This is a genomic window from Microbacterium resistens (assembly GCF_021172025.1).
Classification (GTDB): Bacteria; Actinomycetota; Actinomycetes; order Actinomycetales; family Microbacteriaceae; genus Microbacterium; species Microbacterium resistens.
On record NZ_CP082781.1, the window covers coordinates 3,802,869 to 3,827,037 of the forward strand.

Consider the following 24,169-nt stretch of genomic DNA (forward strand, 5'->3'; position numbering starts at 1 on the left):
GTCAGCCGAGGTGCTTCAGCGCTTCCCGACGCGACAGGGGAGAGAGCCCGGGATGGCTCGCGACGAAGGCGCGGACCCACTCCGGATCCGTCCGCGCGTACTCCCGCAGCGCCCACCCGATGGCCTTGCGGAGGAAGAACCCGGCATCGGGGATGTTGGGCTCGATGACCGCGGTGAGCAGCGCGCGGTCCGTGCGCTCCCTCCGGCCGAGCTGGGAGATGATCGAGGCGCGGCGGATCCACGGGTCCGGGTCCCGTGCCCAGGACCGCAGCAGAGCGGTCGCCGCCTCGGGGTGTGCGTCGAGCAGTTCGGCCAGCCGGTGCGCGACCTCGTCGACGTGGTCCCACCACGCGCCGGAGCGGATCATCTCCTCGTGCACGTCGAGCATGTCGGGGCGTCCCCTGACCGGTCGCAGGCCCATGAGCTCGGTCGCCGCGTAACGCTCCTCGCGGTGCCCGGCCTCGCGCCAGAGCGTCAACGCCGCGGCGCGGAGCGCCTCGGGGTCGGTCGTCCCCCGAGCGGCCCGCCGGGTGAGCGCGCGCACCGCCGGGACCCGCACGCCGAGGAAGGGCATCTCCGATTTCATGTAGGCCTGCTGTCCCGAAGCGAGTGCGGGGTCGGCGGCCCGGCGCAGGGCATCCCGGATGTCGCTCACGAGCAGGTTCGGCTCCACGCGCCGATTCTAGGCCGGGAACGAAGGGCGGTGACGTCGCTCCGAGGCGGCCGAGAACCGGGCGAGAAAATTACTCGAGAAATTTCGTCGCGGATGTCGATCCGGCGTCTTCTCGTTCGACGTCTGGAATGAGAGGGTCGAGAAGCGGCCCTCCGACCAGCACCGCGGACCCCGATCGGGGCCCGGTATCCCCAGAAGGAGAAGAGACGATGAAGTTCATGCTGATCATGCGCGCCACTGACGAGGCCGTGGAGGCGTACGAGGACACGCCCTTCGAGCAGGTCATCGAGGCGATGGGCAGGTACAACGAGTCGATGATGAAGGCCGGCGTGCTGCTGGCCGGCGAAGGGCTGACCGACGCGGCCGAGGGCTTCGTCGTGGACTTCAGCGCGGAGAAGCCCCTGATCACGGACGGCCCCTACGGCGAGACCAAAGAACTGTTCAACGGCTTCTGGATCATCGAGACCGCCACCCGGGAGGAGGCCGCGGAGTGGGCCTCGCGCGCCCCGCTCGGCCCGGGCGCCTTCCTCGAGGTGCGTCGCGTCACCGAGTTCTCGGACTTCCCCGAGGACAACGAGTGGATCCAGAAGGAGGCCGGCTGGCGCGAGGAGCAGGCCCAGAAGGCGCAGGACTGAGCAGGATCCCGTGAGCGATTCCGCAGAGGCGACGGCGCACCCCACCGGATCCGGTCCGGCGGAGCGCGCCGTCGCCGCGGTCTGGCGCATCGAGTCCGCCAAGATCGTCGCCACCCTGACCCGCTACGTGGGCGACTTCGGCCTGGCCGAGGACCTCGCCCAGGAGGCGCTCGTCGACGCGCTCGCCCAGTGGCCGCGCGACGGAGTCCCCACCAACCCCGCGGCGTGGCTGACCGCCGTCGCCAAGCGCAAGGCCGTCGACGGATGGCGGCGACGGGAGAGGTACGACGACCGGGTCGCCACGATGGCCCACGACCTGGAGCGGGAGCAGGCGGAGGCGGCGGACGCGCCGCCGTGGGACCCGGACGCGATCGACGACGACGTGCTGCGCCTCGTGTTCGTCGCGTGTCACCCTGTGCTGTCGCGCGACGCGCAGGTCGCGCTGACGCTGCGCGTCGTCGGCGGACTGTCCAGCGAGGAGATCGCGCGGGCCTTCCTCGTCCCGACCGCGACCGTGCAGCAGCGGATCGTGCGCGCGAAGAAGACGCTCGGTGCCGCGCACGTGCCGTTCGAGGTGCCCGCCCGTGAGGAGTTCGCCGCCCGTCTGGGGGGAGTGCTCGGGGTCCTCTACCTGATCTTCAACGAGGGCCACGCGGCCACCGGCGGATCCGAGTGGATGCGCCCTGACCTCGCACGTGAGGCCACCCGACTGGCCCGCGGGCTCGCCGAGCTCGTTCCCGCCGAGCCCGACGCGCACGCGCTCGTCGCGCTCATGGAGCTCACCGCCGCGCGCTTCCCGGCACGGGTCGACGCGCACGGGGATCCCGTCCTCCTCGCCGATCAGAACCGGGCGCTGTGGGACCGCGGACGCATCGCGCGGGGCCGGGCGGCGCTGGCCCGCGCGGACGCACAGGGACGTGGCCGCGGCGCCTACGCGCTGCAGGCGGCGATCGCGGAGACGCACGCCGTGGCGTCGTCGGTCGAGGAGACGGACTGGGATCGCATCGTGCTCCTCTACGAGGCGCTCGGGCGACTCGCGCCCTCTCCGGTGATCGAACTCAACCGTGCCGCCGCCGTCGCGATGGCGACCGGGCCCGCATCAGCCTTGCGCATCATCGACGCGCTGGTGGAGAGCGGGGCGCTGCGCGGATACCACCTCCTGCCCGCGACGCGCGGGGAGATGCTGCTCAGACTCGGACGCGAGGACGAGGCGCGCTCGGAGTTCGCCGTCGCCGCGGGGCTCGCCGGGAACGACCGCGAACGGGCGCTGCTGGAGGCGAAGTCCCGCGGCGAGCACGACTGACCCGCGCCCGCGGGACGACGAAGGGGCCGTCCTCCGTGGAGGACGGCCCCTTCGCGGGAGCGGGTCGCGTCAGTTGTTGCCGCGAGCGATCGCGATGATGCGCAGGATCTCGACGTACAGCCAGACGACGGTGACCATGATGCCGAAGCCGCCGAGCCAGCCGTAGACGCGGGGAGCGCCGTTGCGGACGCCCTGCTGGATCTGGTCGAAGTCCAGAACGAGCGAGTACGCGGCCATGAGAACGACCAGGACGCCGATGATGAGGCCCCACGGGATGCCGAACGGACCGGGGGCGCTGTGCATCCCGAAGCCGTCCTTCACGACGCCCGTGAGCATCAGGATCAGGTTCAGCACCGAGAACGCCAGGTAGCCGAACATGGCGACCATGAAGATCTTGGTGGCGCGCTTGGAGGCGCGGATCTTGCCGCTCGCGAAGAGCGCGAGGGTGACGCCGACGACGGCCACCGTGGCGACGGTGGCCTGCATGACGATGCCCGGCCACAGGACCTCGAAGTACGCCGAGATGCCGCCGACGAAGAGGCCCTCGAAGGCCGCGTAGGCGAAGATCAGCGCGGGGCGGACCTTCTTGCGCGACGTGAACGTGACCACCATGGCGAGCACGAAGCCGCCGAGGCCGCCGATGACCCACGGCAGCAGGTTCACGGCGGGGCGGTTGTACGGGTCCGGCACGGGGGCGGCGATGCCGCCGAGGGTCAGGAACCACCCGACCGCGGCCGTCACCAGCAGGATGCCGAACAGGCCCGCGGTCTTCCAGACGGTGTCCTCGACCGTCATGCGGCCGGTCTCCAGCGCACCGGCCGGCGGTGCCGCGTACATCCCGTCGAGCTGGGCGTTCACGGCAGCGTCCATGGTGGCGTGCGACATCGACGCCGTCTGCGCGCCCTGCGTCGCACCCGGAGCACCGGGATAGGTCGCGACGTTGCGCGGATCCGGCTCCTTGAACGCCGGGTTGTTGAACGCGAAATTGCTCATGACTGGCCTCACTCCCAGGGGTTAGTCAACGCTTTCCTCAACGATACCGGAGCAGGCTATGAACAGGGTGTCCTACGCTGAGAGCGTGATCCGATCCGCGCCGCAGGGCCCGCTCGTCATCGGCCATCGCGGTGCGCCGGGCTACCGGCCGGAGCACTCCCGCTCCTCGTACGAGCTGGCGCTGGCGCTCGGCGTCGACGCGGTCGAGCCGGATGTCGTGGCGACCGCGGACGGCGTTCTCGTGGTCCGCCACGAGAACGAGATCTCCGGCACCACCGACGTGGCCGATCACCCGGAGTTCATGGACCGTCGCACGACCAAGACGATCGACGGAGTCGCCCAGACGGGGTGGTTCACGGAGGACTTCACCTGGGCGGAGCTGGCCACGCTGCGCTGCCGCGAGCGGCTGCCGAAGGTGCGTGCCGCGAGCGCCTCGTTCGACGGGCGCCAGCCGATCCTCCGGCTCTCCGACGTGCTGGACCTCGTGCGCGCCGCCGCTGAGGAGCAGGGCCGACGGATCGGCGTCGTGCTGGAGATCAAGCACGCGACCTACTTCGCCGGGATCGGCCTGGACCTCGCCCCGCTCGTCGCGCGCGATCTCGTCGCGGCGGGGTGGACCGGGGGAGACCTCCCGCTGTGGATCGAGGCGTTCGAGCGGACCGTCCTGGACGAGCTCCGCGCGGCCCTGCCCGCTGCGGGGGTCGCGGCGGACTACGTCTACCTGATCGAAGCCGCCGGCAAGCCGTACGACCTCGTCGCCCGCGACGGCCGGCTGGCCGCGAGCTATGCGGACGCCCTCACGCCGGCGGGGCTGGACGCCCTCGTCGGCGCGGTCGACGGGATCAGCGTGGACAAGAAGGTGCTGCTGGCCGCTCAGGGACCCGCGACGGTGGGCGAGGCGCACGACCGCGGGCTGGTCGTCTTCACCTGGACGTGCCGGCCGGAGAACGCCTTCCTCGACCGGCGCTTCCGCGGTCCCGGCGGCAAGCCGGCGTTCGGCGACTACGAGGGCGAGTGGCTGCGGATCGCGGCGTCGGGCGTCGACGGCGTCTTCGTCGACCATCCGGACCTCGGTCTGGAGGTCTTCCGGTCCTGAGGCTGCTCAGGCCTTCAGGACGCGGATCACCTCGCCGACGACCTGAAAGTCCTTGATGTTGCTGGCCGGTGCCGGGGCAGGGGCCGGTGCCGGGGCGGGGCCGGTGTCGGACGCGGCGCCTAGACTCGTTAGGTCATGACCGAAGCCCCTCTCATCGTGCCCGGAACCGGCTCGCAGGCGCCGGGATCCGCTCCCGCCGACGACCTGCTCGCCGGCCTCAACCCGCAGCAGCTCGACGCCGTCACCTACCGCGGCCCCGCGCTGCTCATCGTGGCCGGTGCGGGTTCCGGGAAGACCAGCGTGCTCACCCGCCGGATCGCGCTCCTGCTGCGCCAGCGGGAGGCCTGGCCCAGCCAGATCCTGGCGATCACCTTCACCAACAAGGCGGCGGGGGAGATGCGCGAGCGCGTGCAGCAGCTCGTCGGCGACGCGGCGCGGGGGATGTGGATCTCCACCTTCCACTCCGCGTGCGTGCGCATCCTGCGGCGCGAGGCGCAGCAGTTCGGCTTCACGTCCGCCTTCACCATCTACGACTCCGGCGACTCCCGCGCCCTCATCAAGCGTCTCGTCAAGGAGCACGAGGCCGACGCCTACGGATACACCCCGGCGGCGGTCCAGTCGCGGATCTCGAAGCTGAAGAACGAGCTGCAGGACGCGGAGTCCTTCGCCCGGCAGGCGAACCTCGCCGATCCCGCGGAACGGGTCTTCAGCGAGGTGTTCGCCGACTATCAGCGTCAGCTCCAGAAGGCCAACGCCTTCGACTTCGACGACCTCATCGGCCAGACCGTCTTCCTGTTCCGCGCCTTCCCGCACGTGGCGGACACGTACCGCCGCCGGTTCCGGCACATCCTCGTGGACGAGTACCAGGACACCAACCACGCCCAGTACGCCCTCATCCACGAGCTGACACGGCCCGTCCAGGGCGACGCTCCGGACCCGTATGCCTCGAACGGCATGATGATCTTCGAGCCGGAGACGACTCCCGCCGAGCCGGGGGCGTCGCTCACGGTGGTGGGCGACTCCGACCAGTCGATCTATGCGTTCCGCGGCGCCGACATCCGCAACATCAGCGAGTTCGAGCGTGACTTCCCGGGCGCGAAGGTGATCCTGCTGGAGCAGAACTACCGCTCGACCCAGAACATCCTCTCCGCCGCGAACGCGGTCATCAGCAACAACTTCGACCGCAAGGAGAAGAAGCTGTGGAGTGATCGGGGAGCGGGGGAGCGGATCGTCGGCTTCACCGGCTACTCGCAGCACGACGAGGCGCAGTTCGTCGCGGACGAGATCGAGGCGATCCATCGCGCCGGCACGCCCTACTCCGAGATCGCGGTGTTCTACCGCACCAACTCGCAGTCGCGCGCGCTGGAGGAGATCTTCATCCGCTCGGCGCTGCCCTACAAGATCATGGGCGGCACGAAGTTCTACGAGCGGGCGGAGATCAAGGACGCGCTCGCCTACCTCGTCGCCGTGGCCAATCCGGCCGACGAGATGGCGGTCCGCCGCATCCTCAACAAGCCCCGTCGCGGGATCGGCGAGGTGTCCGAGACCGCGATCGCCCGTTTCGCGGAGGAGCACGGCCTCACCTTCCGGGACGCCCTCGCGCATCCCGCGCAGCTCGGCTTCGGTCCCAAGATCCAGGCCGCGATCGCCCAGCTGGACGCGGTGCTCCGGGAGGCGACGGAGATCATGATCCCCGCCTCGGGCGAGGTCGCGGCGCCGACGTCGGTCGCCGAGGGGCTGACGCTGCTGCTGTCGAAGAGCGGGTACATGGACGCGCTGCGCGCGAGCAGGGACCCGCAGGACGAGGCCCGGCTGGAGAACCTCGACGAGCTCATCGCCGTGACGAGGGAGTTCGCCCGCAACAACCCCGAGGGCACGATCGCCGACTTCCTCACCGAGGTCGCTCTCGTGTCCGACGCCGACGACCTGGACGACTCCAGCGGCGTGGTCTCGCTCATGACGATGCACACCGCCAAGGGGCTCGAGTACGACGCGGTGTTCGTCACCGGCGTCGAGGAGGACCTGATCCCGCACCGGATCTCGGCCGGCGAGCCGGGCGGTCCGCAGGAGGAGCGCCGCCTGTTCTACGTCGGCATCACCCGTGCCCGCAAGCGCCTGCATCTGTCCCTCGCGATGACGAGGGCGCAGTTCGGCGAGGTGTCGGTGGCGATGCCCAGCCGCTTCCTCCAGGAGATCCCGGCCGAGCTCATCGACTGGCGGCAGTCGCCCGGGGACGTGAACTCCCGCGGCGGGACCCAGTCGCGCGCGCTGAACGCCCGGCGTCCCGCGGGCCGCGGCGGCGACCGGTTCGGGGCGCGGGAGCTGCCCCGTCGTGACACCGACGGGCTGAAGCCCCTCTCGACCGCCATGGACAAGTTCCCGAACCGCGTCACGGGCAAGGTGCGCGACAACGGCGACCTCGAACTGGCGGCGGGAGACCGGATCCGTCACGACGACTTTGGTGAGGGGCGGGTGGACCAGGTCACGGGCGAGGGCGCGAAGCGCGTCGCCCACGTCCGGTTCGACACCGCGGGAGCCAAGAAGCTGCTGATCAAGATCGCCCCGATCGAGAAGCTCTAGGCGCGGCGGCTAGGCTGGCCCGATGGGTCTTTTCTCGCGCCGCAAGAAGCAGGACGACGTCGTCAGCACCGCCGCCGAGGCACCCGCGGAGGAGACGCCCGCGGGCGTCGCTCCCGGGGACGGGACGGTGGCCGGATCCACGGACGCTTCCGAGGCCACCGACGCCCCGACGCCGGACGCGGTCCCGGAGGTCACGGTGTCGGTGCAGGCGTTCCGGGGGCTCGGGTCGCCTGCCGGGCACGACGTGTCCGGGCTCATCGCCGAGGAGGGAACGGGCTCCGGTGCGCCGGGCGAGGCCGCGGCACCGAGCGTGTCCGCAGCACCCGCTCCGGCGGCGCCTGCGGTTCCCGCGCAGCGCCGACTGCCGCTCGCTCCCGTGGACCCGCCGGCCCAGACGGAGTCGATCCCGGGGATGAAGGACAACGTCCTCCTGCGCGAAGCGCTCGCCGAACTGGAGGAGGGTGCGTCGAACGAGGTCCTGCTGGGGGTGCTGCGACAGACGCTTCAGGGGCATCTCTTCCTGCGCGTCCAGGGCGACGCGGGCGAGCAGCTCCAGGCGGGCAAGCCGCTCTCGGTCGGGATCGTCAAGGACGGCGAGAACACGTTCATGCTGGCCTTCAGCTCGGCGGCGGCCGTGCGCGACTCCGTACAGCTCGAGCAGGATCCCGCCGCCACCAGCGCGGTCGTCCAGCCGGTGCAGGCCGTGCTCCAGCAGGTCGTGAACGGACCGTTCGCGGGCCTCATCATCGACAACGCGTCGGCGCCGCATCGCGTGGTGCTCCCGCGGGAGGTCCTCGCGAAGGCTCTGGAGCAGGCGGATCCGAACCTCACCTTGAAGACGCTGCTGGCCGCGCCGCGCGAGGCGGACTCCGAGGCGAAGGTCGGCGAGGCGCTGGCCACGGCCCGCTTCTGGGTCGCGGTGAGCGCTCCGGGGGAGGACGGCCAGTTCGGCGTCGCGGAGGCCCGGGCGGCGGACGGCTCGCGCTTCCTCCAGGTCTTCTCGCACCCGCTCGAAGTGGTGGCGCTCGCGCGAGGCGACCAGCCGATGCCCTTCTCCGGTGAGCAGATCGGCAAGGTGCTCGCCGGCCACCCCGAGCTGACCGGCGTGATCGTGGACCCGGCCGGCCCGACCATCGCCGTGCGCCGCGACGCTCTCGGCGCCGTCCTCGCGCTCGCCGAGGCTCCCGCCGCGGACTGACGCGGGTCCGGCCGGGCCGGGCGAGCGTTCAGTCCGTGGACGGCACGTCGCCCTGTGACAGGGCGCGCAGCAGGCGGGTGAGCTGGCGGATGTCGGCGAGCTCCCAGTCCTCGAGGGCTCGGACGAGGCGTTCGTCGTCGTGGCGTCGGGCCGCCGTGAGCCGGTCCAAGCCCTCCGGAGTCGCCGAGAGGAGGCTGGAGCGCTTGTCGCGCGGGTCGGGGATCCGGCGGATCAGTCCCTGCCCCTCCAGTTCCCGCACCATCCGGCTGACCAGCGACTTGTCGGACAGCGTCCGCTCCGCCAGCTCGGAGGCGGTCATCTCGCCGCGGCGCGCGATCAGGGAGAACATCTTGTACGCGCCGGGGGACAGCCCGGGGGCCACCCGTTCCGCACCGGCGAGGTAGAGGCGCCGGACCCGCGAGAACAGCTCGCCGAACTCGGCTTCGAGCGCGTGCAGGGCCTCGGTGCGCTCGTCGGCGGCGGGGTCACTCATCGCGGGTCCTCGTGGTCGGGACCGGACCGGTCGCGGGGATCGCGTCCATGGCCTGCGGGGCGCTGACCGTGGCGAGATCGGCCTCGGCGGCCGCCATCCGCTCGCGCGTGGTCAGACGGGTCAGCGGCGTGTTCGGCAGGAAGACCACGGCGATGAGGCTGACGACGGCGAGCGGCACGCCGATGAGGAACGAGGTCGCGATGCCCTGGGCGTAGATGTCCTCGACGATGACCCGGACCGCCTCCGGGAGCGCGTGCACCTCGGGCAGCGCTCCGGAGGCGAGCTGCTGCGCCACCTCGGCGCCCTTCTTCCCCAGCGACGCGATCGCCGCCTGGAGATCCGCCGCCCGGTCGCTGAACAGCTGAGACACGGTCGTCGCCAGCGCCGCGCCCATCACGGACACTCCGACCGTGCCCCCGAGGCTCCGGAAGAACGTCACCCCGGAGCTTGCGGCGCCGAGGTCCTCGGGACGCGAGGTGTTCTGGACGATGAGGACCAGGTTCTGCATGGTCATGCCGACACCGGCGCCGAGCACGAACATGTACACCGAGACGAGCACGAAGTTCGTGTCGTAGTGCAGCGTCGCCAGCAGCGCCGACCCGGCGATCAGCAGGACCGACCCGGCCACCAGGTAGCCCTTCCAGCGGCCGTAGCGCGTGATCAGCTGGCCGACGATGATGGACGCCCCGAGGAGTCCCGCGATCATCGGCAGGGTCATCAGACCGGCCTGGGTCGGGGTGGCGCCGCGCGCCATCTGCATGTACTGGCTGAGGAAGACCGAGGTGCCGAACATCGCGATGCCGATGGCGATGGAGGCGACCACCGACAGGGTGAACGTGCGGTTGCGGAACATCCGCAGCGGCACCAGGGGCTCGGAGACCTTGAGCTCGACGATCACGAACAGCACCGCGCCGACGATCGATCCGCCCACCATGAGGACGGTCTCGGTGCTCCACCAGTCGAAGCTCTGCCCGGCGCTGGTGACCCAGATCAGCAGCAGCGCGACCGAGGCGGACAACAGGACGATGCCGAGGTAGTCGATCCGGGCCCGTCGTGTGGCGGCGGGCGTCTTGAGGGTGAGCTGGAGGATGATCAGCGCCGCGATCGCGAACGGCACGGACACGTAGAAGTTCCACCGCCAGCCGGCGACGTCGGTGAGGAATCCGCCGAGCAGCGGGCCTCCGACCGTCGCGACGGCCATGACCGCGCCGAACAGGCCCATGTAGCGTCCGCGCTCTCGGGGGCTGATGATGTCCGCCATGATGATCTGGCTCAGCGCGGCGAGGCCGCCGGCGCCCAGTCCCTGGACCGCACGGAAGGTGATGAGCATCCCGGCGTCCTGGGAGAAGCCCGCCGCAGCGGTGGCACCCACGAAGATGACCAGGGCGATCTGGATGAGCAGCTTGCGGTTGAACAGGTCCGCGAGCTTGCCCCAGATCGGCGTCGCGATGGCCGTCGTGAGCAGCGTCGAGGTGACGACCCAGGTGAAGGCGTTCTGGTCGCCGCCGAGGTCGTGCACGATCACCGGCAGCGAGGTGGACACGACGGTGCCGGCGATCATCGAGACGAACATGCCCAGCAGCAGGCCGGAGAGGGCTTCGAGCACCTGACGGTGGGACATCGTGGCGGGGGTGTGGGCGGCGGTCATCGAACTCCTGAAAGTGGTTGAGAGAAGTCAACTATATGACGATGGTGGATAGAAGTCAACCATTCGGTCCGACGAGGGATCGGTATCCCGATATTGCGGTTCCGGATCCCGGCGTCCAGGATGGCGATGAGGGGCGCGAGGGCGCTGACCCGATTCCCGAGGGGAGACACGCATGTCGAAGAAGACCGATCGCCGCAAGGTGATGGCGGTGCTGGCCGGAGGGCTCGTGCTCGGCGTCGGCGCGGCCGTCACGCTGGCCGCCTGGAACGACTCCGAGTTCGCGACCGGCACGTTCGGCGCCGGGCAGTTCAACCTGGAGGGCTCGACGACGTCGGCGACCACCGGGTACGACGACCACAACGTCGACGAGGGGGATGCGGCGGCGTCGCTGGCGTTCACCCTGCCGCTGGCCGACAACCTGACGCCGGGCGATGTCGTCTACGCGCCGTTCTGGGTGCGTCTCGCCGCCGGCACGACGACGCCCGCCTCCCTGACCGCCACCGCCGTCGCCGCCGGGACCGGCGGGAACGAGGCGAACCTCTCGTACTCGGTCTACGCGATCGCCGCCGGCGCCGCGTGCAACGCATCGGCGACGACCGGCTCCCTGGTGGCGTCCGGCAGCTCGCTGTCCGCCTTCACGGACGGTGCGGACCTCGCCCTCGCCCAGGGAGCCGACGCGGCCACCCCGGGCGCGGCCCAGCAGCTCTGTTTCGTGGTGACGGCGGGCACCGGGCTGGTCCAGGGCGCGAACGCGACGGCGACCTGGTCCTTCACGGCCACGTCGAGCTGAGTCCGTCGTGAGCCGACGCGAAACGACGCGACGCCGGCGACGGGAACGGACGAGGGCCCGCTCCCGTCGGCTGCGGGCGCTGCTCGCGGGCGGTCTCGTGCTCGGCGTCGGCGCGTCTCTGACGTTCGCCGCCTGGACGGACCAGGAGGCGGCGACCTCGACGATCACCGCCGGCACCTTCGCGATCGAGGCGCGCACCGACCTGGGGGCGTTCGTCGACTCGCCGCGCACGCCGGTCGTGCAGCTCCCGCTCGCGGCCACGGGTCTCTACCCCGCGCAGAAGCGCGCCGCGTGGATCCAGATCCGGAACAAGGGGACGGTTCCCGGCACCGTGAGCCTGTCCGCCGTGACGGTGACGGGCGCCGACGGGACGAGTGCGCCGACCGGAGCCAGTGCGGCGCTGCAGAACGCGCTCAAGGTCGGTGTCGCGGTCTCGACCACCACGGATCCGTCCGCCGCGCCGTCGTGCACGACGAGCACGCCCACGACGGCCGTGGCGACCGGGGTGCAGAACATCCCGCTCCCCACGGCGACGGGCGCGCTGCAAGCCGGCGGGACGAACATCGTGACGTTCTGCGTCGTGCTGGAGCTTCCCGTCCAAGCCGACAACGCCTCCCAGGGCGGGGATGTGCGGCCGACCTGGACGTTCACGGCGACGACGCCGACGGCGTGAGGAGGCGGGAATGAGGTTCGGACGCGCCCTGCGCGCCGTCGGACGCGCCACCCGGGAGGCGGCGCTGACCCTGGCTGCGATCGGCGGGGCCGCGTGCATCCTCCTCGTGATCCTCGCCGTCACGGGCGGGTTCTCCCTGATGATGTTCAAGACCGGATCCATGAGCCCGGCGATCCCGGCCGGATCCGTGGCCCTCGTGCAGCAGATCCCCGCCGCGGACGCCCATGTGGGGGACGTGGTCACGGTCGACCGGCCCGGGGAGCTGCCGGTCACGCACCGGGTCACCGCGACGGCACCCGGTCCGACCGAGGGATCCCGGGTGCTCACGCTCAAGGGGGACGCGAACGACGTCGAGGATCCCGCCCCCTACACGGTGGAGACCGTGCGGATCGTGCGCGGCTCCGTCCCTGCCGTGGCGCACGTCATCGTCGCGCTCGGCTCGCCGTGGGTCATGGGCGGGATCACGGTGGCGGCCGCGCTGCTCGTGGTGTGGGCCTTCTGGCCGCGCGAGGGCGGCCGCGATCACCCGGACGCGGCCGGCGAGGCGACGGGTGCGGGTGAGACATCGCCCGCGGGTGCGGCGGGCGCGGTCGCCGCGGTCGCCGGCGGCACCCTGCGGAGGGACCGGCGGACATGAGCATCGCGTCGCGTCCCCGCCGGCTCCGTGGCGCCGGTGCGGTGCTCCTCGCGATCGGCCTCGTCTTCGGGGTCGCGGCGCCGGCGCTCGCCGCCACGACGACGGAGGTCGTGCAGGGGCGCTATCTGCGACTCGAGTCGACCGCGGACTGGGAGGCGGCCTCGCGGCTGTCGGCGGGGGACGCCCTGCGCTGGGATGTCCGGATCAGCGCCGACGCCCCGGATCCGGGACGAATCGCGGTCGGCCTCGTCGCGACGGGCGGCGTCGGACTGACCGTGGACGCGCGACTGTGTCTGCACGACTGGCAGGGCGAGGTGTGCCCGGGCGGCGAGACGGTGCTCCTGCGCGACGTCGAGGTGCGCCGAGACGGAGCGCGGGTGCCGCTCGGCGAGTTCGATGCGGACGCCGTCGGCGCCGTGAGACTCGACGTGTCGCTGGCGCCGTCCGCGGACGCGTCCGCCGCCGCGGCGTCGACCGAGCTGCGGGTCCGCGCCGACGGGTTCGGCGAGGGTGCGGGCATCGGCCCTCCGTCCGATCTTCCCCCGACCGGCGCCGACGTCCCGGTCGCCGTGATCGTGGTCGGAGCGGTGCTGCTCGTGGGCGGCGCGCTGGCGGTGATCCTCGGCGCGGTCCGTCGGGGGCGCCGCGACCGGGACGCGGACGCCTCCGCCGACGGCGGGGACGGGGAGGGGAAGCGATGAGGGCGGCCCGGCGTCTGCTGGCCGGCGTCCTCGGTCTCGCGCTGCTCGGCATCGGAGCCGGGATCGGCACGCCGATGCCGGTGCAGGAGACGATGGCGGCGTACACGGACACCGAGCGGGCGACGGCGGTCGCGACGACGATCGTGCTCCAGCCCCCGACGATCACCGGGGTGCCGCTGTGCCGGAGTGTGCTGCTCGGGGGCGACGTGGTGCAGATCACGTGGACCTGGCCGTCCGCGACCCCGCCCTACAATGCCTTCCCGGTCTCCAACGCGCAGTGGAAGATCGGCACGGGGGAGTGGCAGAGCATGCCGACGACGGGGCCGGTCAACGGCGTCTACACCACGACGTTCACGAACTCCCTGCTCAGCGGTCTGCTGGGAAGCCTCCTCGGGCAGAGCTTCACGGCCAAGTTCCGCACGGGCATCGGGGCGTGGACGTCGGCGACCGAGCGGACGTTCACTTATACGCAGGGACTGCTCGGCCCGCTGACCCAGCCCACCTGCACCTACAGCTGACCCCCGGAGGCTCAGCGCCTGGTCGGTCGGGTCCGCAATGTGCGGTCCTCAGGGAGGACCTGGTCGCCGGTACTCACACGGAACGCCTCGAGCGCGGGGTCGGCCAGGAGGCCTGAGATGAGGGTTTCCGGGCCGCTGACGAACAGGCTTCGGGCGTAGATGTCGTTGCCCGCCATCCAGGTGCGTCCCGGATCCCACCAACGCATCGGTCTCCTTCGCGCCCGGAGAAGGTCATCGGCGTGGACGGCGCTCACCGTGCACGGTCGCTCCGGCGGGAACTCGACGTGGAGCGCGTCGCCGCGCGCGTCGACGTCGGCGTCCGCGTATCCCTCCCACTGTGCGACGAGAATGGGGCCGAGTGGGGCGAGATGTGCGAGCAGAGCGACGGCGACCGTGTCGTCGACGGTGCCCATGAGGGGTTCCTCGATGTCGGTCCGGTCGCTGCGCGATTGCACGTCCGTCCACTGCACGTCGCTGCGGAGTCGAAACGGCGCGCTGCCGACCGATGCCCATGTCACCGGGTTCCCGGCCCGGTCGTGCGCCGGGTTGAGGACCCGCACAGTCGCCGCATGGGAACGCAAGGTGTAGGACGCCACCGTCGTGCCGGTCGGATCGAGGTCGGCGATCCAGGAGAGGTCCATGCGGCGGGCGTTCATCGCTCCACTCTTCCACCTCGGCGTGGCCCGGGCTTCGCCCGCGCGTGCGCGACGGGTCAGTCGGCGAGGGCGAGGGCGCGGAACATGTCCCGCTCGCGCAGCGCCTCGCGCCGGCTCTCCGCCGGCACCGCGGTCCGGCTCGGCGGCGTGCGGCCGGTCGTGCGGCGGTACAGCTCGTCGATGAGGTCCGTCGCCAGCCCGACGAGCCGGGAGATCTCCCGCTCGTCCCGGTCGATCCACACGCAGTGCGGCTCGTCGTGGACGGGGGAGAAGTCCTCGTGCTCCTCCCAGACGAACAGGGTGCGCTCGGCGCCCAGGACGTGCTGCTGCCACCAGACCTGCCGCAGGTACGTGCGCGGGATCGCCCGCCAGGACTTGTTGGTGGTCTTGATCTCGGCCAGGAGGATCCGGCCCTCGGCATCGACCATGATCCCGTCGGGCGTCGCGAGGTGGCGCGCCTCTCCCGCGGAGCGGAAGAGGGCCGAGGAGGGGAGGATCCCGTGCGTGGCGGCGACCCAGGCCGCGATCTCGGGCTCGCGGCGGCGTCCGTGGTCCGTATAGGCGTTGCCGGCGAAGCGGGGCCCTGCGCCGAGCTTGGCGTCGGCGGCGCGGGCGATCGAGCGCTCGCTGGTGAGCCCGGCGACGTCCGTGGCGGTGATCCCTCGCGCCCGCGCCCGCAGCCACGCGACCCGGTCGCGCGAGTCCGCGACGATGCGCGCTTCGAGTTCCGGGGTCACCCTCCGAGCGTACGCCGCCCCGCCGACGCGTCCCGCCGTACACGCCGCCGCGTCGCTGCCCGGCCGCACGATTTGGCGGGGGACGCCGGGATCGCGTACAGTGGAGCCAACCGAAGACCGCCGGTCATCGTCGTGCGCGAGTATGACGATCGAAGCACTGCTCAGCAGGGGCCCGCGCAGGGGACATGATCGTTTCGCCGGATGACCGGCCACGCTCCGTCGCTTGCGCGGAGCGTTTTTTCTTGCCCGCAGCGCCCGGAACCACCGGAGTCGAGGTCGATGCCCCACCTCCGTGAGGCATCTCGTAAACACAAGGAGTGGCCATGGCGCAGAAGGAAGCATCGGTCGCCGAGCTCACGAAGAACTTCGAGGACTCGACCGCCGTTCTGCTCACCGAGTACCGCGGTCTGACGGTTGCCGAGCTCAAGGAGCTCCGCAACAGCATCCGTCAGGACGCGGAGTACGCCGTGGTGAAGAACACGCTGACCAAGATCGCCGCGAACAACGCGGGGATCTCGTCGCTGGACGAGGACCTCAAGGGTCCCTCGGCCATCGCGTTCGTGCACGGCGACCCGGTCGCCGTCGCGAAGGGCCTGCGTGCCTTCGCCAAGGCACACCCTCTTCTCGTGATCAAGGGCGGCTATTTCGATGGCAACCCGCTGAGCGCGGATGAGGTCAACAAGCTCGCCGACCTCGAGAGCCGTGAAGTCCTGCTGGCGAAGCTCGCCGGCGCGATGAAGGCCTCGATGACGAAGGCGGCATTCGTCTTCAACGCTCTGCCGTCGAAGGCCGTCCGCACGGTCGACGCGCTGCGCGAGAAGCAGGAGTCCGCGGCCTGATCCAGGCCCCGGCGTCGTAGAACCCCAAATCAAGGAGAAACATCATGGCAAAGCTCAGCACCGAGGAGCTGCTCGACGCGTTCAAGGAGCTCACCCTCATCGAGCTCTCCGAGTTCGTTAAGGCCTTCGAGGAGACCTTCGACGTGACCGCTGCCGCTCCGGTCGCGGTTGCCGCTGCGGGTGCCCCCGCCGCGGGCGACGGTGGCGCCGCCGTTGAGGAGAAGGACTCGTTCGACGTGGTCCTCGAGGCCGCCGGCGACAAGAAGATCCAGGTCATCAAGGTCGTCCGCGAGCTCACCTCGCTCGGCCTCGGCGAGGCGAAGGCTCTCGTCGACGGTGCCCCCAAGGCCGTCCTGGAGGGCGCCAACAAGGAGGCCGCCGACAAGGCCAAGGCCGCTCTGGAGGAGGCCGGCGCTTCGGTCACCCTCAAGTGAGCCCCGCCGGGTCGCCACCGCCTCGCGGTGTCGCCCCGGCACCGGCCGCACGGCCGACAGTTTCTGCGAAGGCCCCGGGTTCGCCCGGGGCCTTCGTGCGTTCCAGGGCCGTGCCGCCGATCCCTCAGGAACGCCGATCCCTCAGGAACGCCGGTCCCTCAGGAGCGCGGCGCGGCGGTGGAGGAACGCACCACCAGCGTCGCCGGGGCGATCACGCGCTCCGCACGCGCCTCGGGTGACTCCAGACGCATCCGCAGCAGCCGCACGGCGTCGGCGCCCTGCGCGCGGGGACTCTGCCGAATGGTGGTGAGGGCGAACATCTCCGCGAAGCCGTGGTCGTCGATGCCGATGACGCTGAGCTCCGACGGCACCGCGATCCCCAGCCGCCGTGCCGCGATGATGGCCCCGACCGCGGCCTCGTCGCACACGCCCACGATCGCGGTCGGGCGCCGGCGGCGGTCGCCGAGCAGGTCCGCAGCGGCGACGAAGGCGTCGGGCATCGTGGACGCCGAGCGCACGACCCTCACCCGCTCCGCCAGGCCCGCCGCCGTCATGGCCGACCGGTAGCCCTCGGCGCGGATCTCGTCCCCGAGCCCGGAGCGGACGGTGTCCGGGATGCCGCCGACGAAGGCGATGTCCTCGTGGCCGAGGTCGATCAGATGCTCGGTGACGACCCGCGCGGCGGCGGCGTCGTCGATCGAGACCATGCTCATGCCGCCCCTGCCGGTGAGGCCCGGCTCCACGGGGCCGACGGTGACGAGCGGAAGGCCCATCGCCGCCAGGCGCTCCAGCTCGTGCGCCGCCGGCTGGATGCAGACCGCGATGAGGCCGTCGAAGCGGCGACGCGACAGCGCGTGATCGAGCATGCGCGCCCGGTCGCTGCTGCCCTCGACGGCGCTGTAGAGCACCAGGTCGAGACCGTTCTCGATGAGGGCGTGCTGGATGCCCGCGAGCAGCTCCGCGAAGTACCAGCGCGCGACGGAGGGCATCACCACGCCCACGGCGCGGGTACGGCCGGTCGCGAGGCTCGTCGCGCTGGAGTGGGCCACATACGACAGCTCCTCCGCGGCGCGTCGCACCCGCTCGCGCGTCGCCTCGGCCACGTATCCCGTGCCGCTGAGCGCGCGGCTCGCCGTCGCCTTGGCGACGCCGGCGCGCGCGGCGACGTCCGCGATCGTGCTCATGGGGCCCTCCTCGGCCGCGCTGCGCGGCTCTGCCAGGGTAGCGCCGCGCGGCCGCGATGCGGAACCGGTTCCATCACGATTCCCGCATGATTCCGCGGGAGCGCTCCCACGCCCGGCCGGATCGAGCGTTCGGGGAGGCCGGAAACTTTGCCGGCTTGTGATGTTGCCGGGATTGTGCGGGTGAGTGAAAGGCCAGTAGTTTGGCCTGGAATCGGTTCCTGATTACGACGTCGCGGGCGCTGGGCCCGGCGACGGGGATCGTGAGACTCGAAGAGGAGAGATCACATGGCTCTGTCACAGCGCTATCGGCGGCTCGCACCGCTGGCCCTGCTCGGTGCGGCCGGAGTCGCGCTCGCCGGATGCGGAGCCCCCGGGGCGGCCCCCGGAGGCGGCGGAGGCGGAGGCGGCAGCGATGACAACACCGTCACCGTCTACGGCACGATCGTCGATGACGAGGCGAAGCTGCTCCAGGAGTCCTGGAAGGAGTGGGCCGACAAAGAGGGCATCACGATCAAGTACGAGGGCAGCCAGGACTTCGAGACGCAGGTGGGCACGCGCGCGCAGGGCGGCAACCCGCCGGACATCGGCATCTTCCCGCAGCCGGGCCTGTTCGCCGACTTCGCCTCGCGCGACTTCCTGAAGCCGGCGCCGGAAGAGGTCGAGAAGAACGCCAACGAGTACTGGACCGAGGACTGGGTCAACTACGGCACGGTCGACGGCACGTTCTACGGGGCGCCGCTGATGGCGAACGTCAAGGGCTGGATCTGGTACTCGCCGGCGAAGTTCACCGAGTGGGGCGTGACCCCGCCGAAGACCCTCGACGAGCTCGTCGCCCTCACACAGACGATCCAGTCCAAGACCGGCTCGGCGCCCTGGTGCGCCGGGTTCGAGTCCGGCACCGCCACCGGCTGGCCGGGAACGGACTGGATCGAGGACTACGTGCTCCGCGAAGGCGGCACCGAGGTCTACGACAAGTGGATCACCAACGACGTGAAGTTCACGGACCCGGAGATCAAGGACGCGTTCGACAAGGTGGGCGAGATCCTGCTCAACCCCGCCTACGTGAACGCCGGCTTCGGCGACGTGCGCTCCATCAACTCCACGGCGTTCGGCGACGTCGCCGCGAAGGTCGCGGACGGCTCCTGCGCGCTGACGCACCAGGCGTCGTTCCTCTCCGGCTTCTTCCCGGAGGGCACCACCATCGCCGAGGACGGCGACGTCTGGGCGTTCATGCTCCCCGGCGTGGACGAGGCGCAGAAGTCGGTGACCGGCGCGGGCGAGATCGTCGGCGCGTTCAGCGACAAGCCGGCCGTGCAGAAGGTGCTGGCCTACCTGTCCAGCCCCGAGTGGGCCAACAGCCGGGTGAGCCTGGGCGGCGTCACCTCCGCGAACAACGGGCTCGACCCGGAGAACGCCAAGGACCCGATCCTGCAGGAGACCATCAAGATCCTGCAGGACCCGGACACCACGTTCCGCTTCGACGCGTCCGACCTGATGCCGGGCGCCGTGGGTGCGGGCACGTTCTGGAAGGGCATGGTGGCCTGGATCAACGGGACGGCGACGGACGAGGTCCTGAGCCAGATCGAGTCGGGCTGGCCGCAGGGCTGATCGATCGCGAAGGCGGGTCGCTCCACGGGGGCGGCCCGCCTTCCGGTCCTCGCACCATGGGGAAGGGACACCTGTGACCGCGTTCTTCCAATGGATCGGGACGATGCACCCGATCCTGCAGGCCGTCGTCGTCGTCATCGCGTTCGCGCTGGTGGTGGCGATCATCCTGCTCCTTGTCGACATCGCGCCCCGATCGGGCGCGCTCTACACCGGCATCCGCCTGGCGATGTGCCTGCTCATCCCGCTGATCGTGATGTGGGTGTTCAACTCCTACTACTGGGCGATGGGCGTCGCCGTGGCCGTCGGAGGGCTCTTCTTCCTCCTCGACTATCGATCGCGCGAGGGCAAGGGCTATCTGATCCAGCTCGTGGCCTTCATGGCGCCCGCGATGCTGCTGCTCATGGTCGGACTGATCCTTCCGACGCTGCAGACGTTCGTGGCCTCGTTCATGAACTCGTCGGGCAAGGACTTCGTCGGCCTCAACAACTACCTGTGGATCTTCGGACAGCCGGACGGGCTCCGCGTCGTGCTCAACACGGTGGTGTGGGTGCTGCTCGTGCCGACGGTCTCCACGATCGTCGGACTCGCCTACGCCGTCTTCATCGACCGCACCCGCGGCGAGAAGATCTACAAGGTGCTCGTGTTCATGCCGATGGCGATCTCGTTCGTCGGCGCCGGCATCATCTGGCGGTTCATGTACGAGTACCGCGGCAAGGAGTTCGACCAGATCGGCCTCCTGAACCAGATCCTCGTCTGGTTCGGCGGAGAGCCGCAGCAGTGGCTGCTGAACCCGCCGTGGAACACGCTCTTCCTCATCGTCGTGCTGATCTGGGTGCAGACCGGTTTCGCGATGGTCGTGCTCTCCGCGTCCATCAAGGGCGTGCCGGCGGAGCTGCTCGAAGCCGCCGAGCTCGACGGCGCCAACCCCTGGCAGCGGTTCATCTCGGTGACCGTGCCGGCGATCCGGCCGGCGCTGATCGTGGTCCTCACGACGATCTCGATCGCCTCCCTGAAGGTCTTCGACATCGTCCGCACCATGACGGGCGGCAACTACGAGACCTCGGTGCTGGCGAACGAGATGTACACCCAGTTCACCAAGTTCGAGGGCGGGCGCAGCGCCGCGCTGGCCGTGATCCTCTTCATCCTGGTGCTGCCGATCGTGATCTACAACGCGCGCCAGATCCAGAAGCAGCGGGAGATCCGATGAGCGCCCCGACGAGTTCCTCCACCGCGCCGGAGACGACGACGCGCGCGATCACCACCGGTCGGGGGCTGGAGGCCTCCGCCGGTCGCGCCCGCAAGCGCCTGTCCCGGCCATGGGCGTCGGTGGCGTCCATCCTGATCGCGATCCTGTGGACGATCCCGACCCTGGGCCTGTTCATCTCGTCGTTCCGCCCGCGGGACGACATCCAGAGCAGCGGGTGGTGGGAGTTCTTCCTGAACCCGCGGGTGACCGGCGAGAACTACGTGGACGTGCTGCAGTCGGGGACGACGCAGCTGACCATGATCGAGTCGTTCGTCAACTCGATCGCGATCACGATCCCGGCCACGATCGTGCCGCTCATGATCGCCTCGATGGCGGCGTACGCGTTCGCGTGGATCGACTTCAAGGGACGCAACGCGCTGTTCATCTTCGTGTTCGCCCTGCAGATCGTGCCGATCCAGATGGCCCTCGTGCCGCTGCTCAGCTCGTTCTCGCGCGGGCTCACCCTGTTCGGACTGCCGGTGACGCTCCCGCTGGGGGCTGCCGGCGGATACGCGCAGGTGTGGCTGGCGCACACGATGTTCGCCCTGCCGCTGGCGATCTACCTGCTGCACAACTTCATGTCCGAGATCCCGGGGGAGATCATCGAGGCCGCGCGCGTGGACGGAGCGTCGCGGGGCCAGATCTTCTTCCGGATCGTGCTGCCGCTGACGATGCCGGCGATCGCGTCCGTGGCGATCTTCCAGTTCCTCTGGGTCTGGAACGACCTGCTCGTCGCGCTCGTGTTCGCCGACGGAGCCGCGGCGCCGATCACGAAGCTGCTGGCGGAGATCACGGGGACGAGGGGCAACGACTGGCATCTGCTCACCGCAGGGGCCTTCGTGTCGATCATCGTCCCGCTCATCGTGTTCTTCGCTCTCCAGCGGTACTTCGTGCGCGGACTGCTGGCGGGGTCGACGAAGGGCTGAGGACATCGGGACCGAGGCGTCCGTCGCGACCGCGCGGCGGACGCCTCGGCACGCCCGGCGGGCCCTTCCTGGTCGCCGAGCGAGGAGCCCAGCGACGAGACGAAGCGCCCCCGCATCGGGTCACCGCGTGTCGTCTCGCCTCGCTCGCTCAACGACTGTCACGGCGTTGGACGGCAGAATGGGCGGATGACCAGACGCGCCGCCCTCATCGCGGGACTCTCGTGCCTCGGACTCGCCGCCGTCCTGGCCGTCCTCGTCGGGCTGTCCGCGCCGTTCCCGGAAGCCCTGGACGAGGCGTGGAACGGCGCGATGGGCGGGCTGCGACTGCCGGGGCTCGTCGGCTTCGCCCTCGCGATGAACGTGATCGGCGGCGGCTGGGTGGCGACGTTCCTGATCCCCCTGGCGATCGCGGGTCTCGCGCTGTGGCGGCGCGGATGGCGTCACGCGCTCTTCGCGCTCGTCGCCTTCGCGGGCAGCGCCGTGGCGGTGCAGGGCATCAAGCACCTGTTGGGCCGCGCGCGACCGGAGGACCTGCTCGTCGCCTCCGACTTCGGCTCGTTCCCGTCCGGCCACACCGCCAACGCCGCCACGATCGCGGTCGTGCTGTGGATCCTCTTCCCCGGCCGTGGCGCGGTGCTCGGCGGCATGGTCTGGATCGTCGCGATGGCCTTCTCCCGGACGGTGCTCAGCGTGCACTGGTTCAGCGACACCGTCGGCGGCGCCCTCGTCGGCGTCGGGGTCGGGCTGGTGCTCGCCGCGGCCTTCTGGGCGTGGGTCGACCCGGCTCGTCGCCGGGAGGTCGCAGGGCCGCCGACGCCCTCGGCGCCGGGTCGATAGGCTGATCGCACCCCGCCTTCTTCGCCCCGAGGAGCCCCCGTGCCGCACATCCGTCCGTATCGTCCCGCCGACCGCGACGCCCTGGTCGAGGTGTGCCTGAAGACGGCGGACTCGGGCGGGGACGCGACCGGCATGCTCGCGGACGACGCCCTGTGGGGCGACCTGTTCGCGGTGCCGTACGCCGTGCACGATCCCGGCCTGTGCTGGGTCGTCGAGTCCGACGACGCACGGACGATCGGCTACATCGTGTCCACGGCGGACACGGACGAGTTCGAACGGTGGTTCCGCGACGAGTGGTGGCCGAGCCGTCGGGATCGCTACCGCCGCTCCGGCGAGGCCGAGCCCACGCGCCAGGACCGGCTGCTCGACTACGCCGACGGCCGTGGTCCCGGCAGGGAGCCGAACGCGGCGGAGTACCCCGCACACCTGCACATCGACCTGCTCCCCGAGACGCAGGGCCTCGGCCTCGGGCGTCAGCTCGTGCAGACCCTGCTGGCCGAGCTCGGCCGTCGAGGCGTGCCGGCGCTGCATCTCGGGATGAACCCGGAGAACACCGCCGCCGCCGCGTTCTACGAGCGCCTCGGCTTCTTCCCTCTGCCGTCCCCCGAGGGCACGACGATCCTCGGGATCCGGACGCCCCTGGGCTGAGGGAGCGTGTCGGCGGCCGCGCGTAGGGTGCGGTCATGGTCGTCACGATCCCGTCGCTGCCCGATCCGGTCCTCGTCGAGCTCGACGGCGCGACGATCGCGACGTACCGCCTGGGCGACGGCCCGGTGTCCGACACGGTTGTGTTCTGCCACGGCACGCCGTGGTCGGCCCGGGTCTGGGCGGCGGCGGCCATCGACATCGCGAGGCACCGGCCGGTCCTGCTCTGGGACATGCCCGGATACGGCCGGTCGACGAAGGATCCCTCCGTTCCGCTGGGACTCGGGGCGCAGGGCGCCCGGCTCGCCGCGCTCCTGGATCGCTTCGGACTCGCGCGACCGCACGTGGTCGCCCATGACGTCGGGGGAGCGGTGGCGCTCGGCGCTCACCTGCGGCAGGGCAGGGACTACGCGAGCCTCGCGCTCTGGGACGTGGTGACCCTCGATCCGTGGGGCTCCCCGTTCTTCCGGCTGGTCGCCGAGCACGCGGACGTCTTCGCCGCTCTGCCGCCGCGGCTGCACGCCGCGCTGGTGACGGAGTACATCGCGGGCGCCGGGAACGGGACGCTGCCCGCCGCCGCGCTCGCCGTCCTCCGCGAACCGTGGACGGATGCCGAGGGCCAGTCGGGGTTCTACCGACAGATCGCCGCGCTCCGCCCGGCCGACACGAGACCGCTCGTCGAACGTCTCGCGGACATCCGCTGCCCGGTGAGGATCGGGTGGGGTGGGGAGGACCCGTGGATCCCGGTGGAGCAGGCGCACCGGCTCCGCGCGGCGATCCCAGGGGCGTCGGAACCCCTGATCCTCGACGGCGTCGGCCACCTCGCCCCCGTGGAGGCCGCGGATCGGGTCGCCGACGCGATCCGCGGCGGGCTCGCCGTGACCGGATGAGCGGACAGTCTGGCGGTGACGGAGGGACTCCGATGCTCGCCTTCGGCGTGCTTCTCCCCGAATCCCGCGGGTATCGGGAGAAAGCAAGACGGGCCCCCGCTGACGCGGAGACCCGTCTTGCTTTCTGGCGGTGACGGAGGGATTCGAACCCTCGGTTGCTTGCACAACACACGCTTTCCAAGCGTGCTCCTTCGGCCGCTCGGACACGTCACCAGGAAGGAACAACCTG

The 24,169-nt window shown here is 70.9% G+C and carries 25 protein-coding genes and 1 tRNA gene; 18 read left to right on the forward strand and 8 right to left on the reverse strand.

What is annotated here, in order from left to right:
• Window position 1: 1 nt before the first annotated feature.
• The gene (locus K8F61_RS17955; RefSeq protein ID WP_231820153.1) at window positions 2-673 is read right to left on the reverse strand and encodes a DNA alkylation repair protein; all 672 of its coding nucleotides are present in this window, start codon (window positions 671-673) and stop codon (window positions 2-4) included.
• A 209-nt stretch (window positions 674-882) separates the two neighbouring features.
• Here K8F61_RS17955 and K8F61_RS17960 point away from each other — a divergent pair, with 209 nt between their 5' ends.
• Both K8F61_RS17960 and K8F61_RS17965 read left to right on the forward strand, forming a co-directional pair.
• Window positions 883-1,308 carry a YciI family protein gene (locus K8F61_RS17960; protein WP_067242282.1) on the forward strand — a complete coding sequence of 142 codons (426 nt, stop codon included), beginning with the start codon at window positions 883-885 and terminating at the stop codon, window positions 1,306-1,308.
• 10 nt (window positions 1,309-1,318) lie between these two features.
• Window positions 1,319-2,611: an RNA polymerase sigma factor gene (locus tag K8F61_RS17965; protein WP_231820154.1), complete on the forward strand. Its 1,293-nt coding sequence runs from the start codon at window positions 1,319-1,321 to the stop codon at window positions 2,609-2,611.
• Between the two features lie 69 nt (window positions 2,612-2,680).
• Here the strand turns inward: K8F61_RS17965 and K8F61_RS17970 are convergent, their stop codons facing one another.
• Window positions 2,681-3,604 (reverse strand): Bax inhibitor-1/YccA family protein, encoded by a 924-nt coding sequence (locus K8F61_RS17970; protein WP_067242288.1) that lies wholly within the window; start codon window positions 3,602-3,604, stop codon window positions 2,681-2,683.
• Window positions 3,605-3,662: 58 nt separating this feature from the next.
• On the opposite strand from K8F61_RS17970, the gene K8F61_RS17975 reads away from it, so the two are divergent.
• The 3 genes from K8F61_RS17975 to K8F61_RS17985 all read left to right on the forward strand — a co-directional run bounded on the left by K8F61_RS17975 (window position 3,663) and on the right by K8F61_RS17985 (window position 8,478).
• Complete coding sequence (locus K8F61_RS17975) at window positions 3,663-4,700, forward strand: glycerophosphodiester phosphodiesterase family protein (RefSeq protein WP_231820155.1); 1,038 nt, start codon at window positions 3,663-3,665, stop codon at window positions 4,698-4,700.
• 135 nt (window positions 4,701-4,835) lie between these two features.
• Entirely contained in the window at window positions 4,836-7,280 is a 2,445-nt protein-coding gene (locus K8F61_RS17980; protein ID WP_231820156.1) for an ATP-dependent helicase, read from the forward strand.
• A 22-nt stretch (window positions 7,281-7,302) separates the two neighbouring features.
• Entirely contained in the window at window positions 7,303-8,478 is a 1,176-nt protein-coding gene (locus K8F61_RS17985) for an SseB family protein (protein WP_067242299.1), read from the forward strand.
• A gap of 28 nt (window positions 8,479-8,506) precedes the next feature.
• On the opposite strand, the gene K8F61_RS17990 is transcribed toward K8F61_RS17985, so the two are convergent.
• Window positions 8,507-8,971: a MarR family winged helix-turn-helix transcriptional regulator gene (locus tag K8F61_RS17990; protein WP_231820157.1), complete on the reverse strand. Its 465-nt coding sequence runs from the start codon at window positions 8,969-8,971 to the stop codon at window positions 8,507-8,509.
• Complete coding sequence (locus K8F61_RS17995; protein ID WP_231820158.1) at window positions 8,964-10,619, reverse strand: MDR family MFS transporter; 1,656 nt, start codon at window positions 10,617-10,619, stop codon at window positions 8,964-8,966. Before K8F61_RS17995 ends, K8F61_RS17990 begins: the two co-directional genes overlap by 8 nt.
• 172 nt (window positions 10,620-10,791) lie before the next feature.
• On the opposite strand from K8F61_RS17995, the gene K8F61_RS18000 reads away from it, so the two are divergent.
• Genes K8F61_RS18000 through K8F61_RS18020 form a run of 5 tightly spaced genes read left to right on the forward strand, consistent with a single transcriptional unit; the run spans window position 10,792 to window position 13,938 of the window.
• Window positions 10,792-11,409 carry a SipW-dependent-type signal peptide-containing protein gene (locus K8F61_RS18000; RefSeq protein WP_231820159.1) on the forward strand — a complete coding sequence of 206 codons (618 nt, stop codon included), beginning with the start codon at window positions 10,792-10,794 and terminating at the stop codon, window positions 11,407-11,409.
• 7 nt (window positions 11,410-11,416) lie between these two features.
• Window positions 11,417-12,082 (forward strand): SipW-dependent-type signal peptide-containing protein, encoded by a 666-nt coding sequence (locus K8F61_RS18005; RefSeq protein ID WP_067242312.1) that lies wholly within the window; start codon window positions 11,417-11,419, stop codon window positions 12,080-12,082.
• Between the two features lie 10 nt (window positions 12,083-12,092).
• A complete protein-coding gene (locus K8F61_RS18010) occupies window positions 12,093-12,719 on the forward strand; it encodes a S24/S26 family peptidase (protein ID WP_231820160.1) in 627 nt (208 codons plus the stop codon).
• Window positions 12,716-13,420, forward strand: a complete 705-nt coding sequence (locus K8F61_RS18015; RefSeq protein WP_231820161.1) for a hypothetical protein — start codon at window positions 12,716-12,718, stop codon at window positions 13,418-13,420. Before K8F61_RS18010 ends, K8F61_RS18015 begins: the two co-directional genes overlap by 4 nt.
• On the forward strand, window positions 13,417-13,938 hold the full coding sequence (locus tag K8F61_RS18020) for a hypothetical protein (RefSeq protein WP_231820162.1): 522 nt from the start codon (window positions 13,417-13,419) through the stop codon (window positions 13,936-13,938). The genes K8F61_RS18015 and K8F61_RS18020 overlap by 4 nt, the downstream gene beginning before the upstream one ends.
• 11 nt (window positions 13,939-13,949) lie before the next feature.
• Here the strand turns inward: K8F61_RS18020 and K8F61_RS18025 are convergent, their stop codons facing one another.
• Both K8F61_RS18025 and K8F61_RS18030 read right to left on the reverse strand, forming a co-directional pair.
• The gene (locus tag K8F61_RS18025) at window positions 13,950-14,594 is read right to left on the reverse strand and encodes a hypothetical protein (protein WP_231820163.1); all 645 of its coding nucleotides are present in this window, start codon (window positions 14,592-14,594) and stop codon (window positions 13,950-13,952) included.
• A 56-nt stretch (window positions 14,595-14,650) separates the two neighbouring features.
• The gene (locus K8F61_RS18030) at window positions 14,651-15,331 is read right to left on the reverse strand and encodes a YqaJ viral recombinase family protein (RefSeq protein ID WP_231820164.1); all 681 of its coding nucleotides are present in this window, start codon (window positions 15,329-15,331) and stop codon (window positions 14,651-14,653) included.
• A 323-nt stretch (window positions 15,332-15,654) separates the two neighbouring features.
• Here K8F61_RS18030 and rplJ point away from each other — a divergent pair, with 323 nt between their 5' ends.
• The gene (gene rplJ, locus K8F61_RS18035; protein ID WP_067242328.1) at window positions 15,655-16,170 is read left to right on the forward strand and encodes a 50S ribosomal protein L10; all 516 of its coding nucleotides are present in this window, start codon (window positions 15,655-15,657) and stop codon (window positions 16,168-16,170) included.
• Window positions 16,171-16,214: 44 nt separating this feature from the next.
• Window positions 16,215-16,604, forward strand: a complete 390-nt coding sequence (gene rplL, locus K8F61_RS18040) for a 50S ribosomal protein L7/L12 (RefSeq protein WP_067242331.1) — start codon at window positions 16,215-16,217, stop codon at window positions 16,602-16,604.
• A 158-nt stretch (window positions 16,605-16,762) separates the two neighbouring features.
• Here the strand turns inward: rplL and K8F61_RS18045 are convergent, their stop codons facing one another.
• Window positions 16,763-17,788 (reverse strand): LacI family DNA-binding transcriptional regulator, encoded by a 1,026-nt coding sequence (locus K8F61_RS18045; RefSeq protein WP_067242334.1) that lies wholly within the window; start codon window positions 17,786-17,788, stop codon window positions 16,763-16,765.
• 285 nt (window positions 17,789-18,073) lie between these two features.
• On the opposite strand from K8F61_RS18045, the gene K8F61_RS18050 reads away from it, so the two are divergent.
• The 6 genes from K8F61_RS18050 to K8F61_RS18075 all read left to right on the forward strand — a co-directional run bounded on the left by K8F61_RS18050 (window position 18,074) and on the right by K8F61_RS18075 (window position 23,940).
• Window positions 18,074-19,396, forward strand: coding sequence for an ABC transporter substrate-binding protein (locus K8F61_RS18050; RefSeq protein WP_067242337.1), 1,323 nt, complete (start codon window positions 18,074-18,076; stop codon window positions 19,394-19,396).
• A 73-nt stretch (window positions 19,397-19,469) separates the two neighbouring features.
• A complete protein-coding gene (locus K8F61_RS18055; protein ID WP_067242340.1) occupies window positions 19,470-20,603 on the forward strand; it encodes a carbohydrate ABC transporter permease in 1,134 nt (377 codons plus the stop codon).
• Complete coding sequence (locus K8F61_RS18060) at window positions 20,600-21,568, forward strand: carbohydrate ABC transporter permease (protein WP_219085467.1); 969 nt, start codon at window positions 20,600-20,602, stop codon at window positions 21,566-21,568. The genes K8F61_RS18055 and K8F61_RS18060 overlap by 4 nt, the downstream gene beginning before the upstream one ends.
• 186 nt (window positions 21,569-21,754) lie before the next feature.
• On the forward strand, window positions 21,755-22,405 hold the full coding sequence (locus tag K8F61_RS18065; RefSeq protein WP_084344248.1) for a phosphatase PAP2 family protein: 651 nt from the start codon (window positions 21,755-21,757) through the stop codon (window positions 22,403-22,405).
• 39 nt (window positions 22,406-22,444) lie between these two features.
• Complete coding sequence (locus K8F61_RS18070) at window positions 22,445-23,053, forward strand: GNAT family N-acetyltransferase (protein WP_231820165.1); 609 nt, start codon at window positions 22,445-22,447, stop codon at window positions 23,051-23,053.
• A 35-nt stretch (window positions 23,054-23,088) separates the two neighbouring features.
• Entirely contained in the window at window positions 23,089-23,940 is an 852-nt protein-coding gene (locus K8F61_RS18075) for an alpha/beta fold hydrolase (protein ID WP_231820166.1), read from the forward strand.
• A gap of 125 nt (window positions 23,941-24,065) precedes the next feature.
• Here K8F61_RS18075 and K8F61_RS18080 read toward each other — a convergent pair.
• Window positions 24,066-24,153, reverse strand: a tRNA-Ser gene (locus K8F61_RS18080).
• Window positions 24,154-24,169 lie beyond the last annotated feature (16 nt).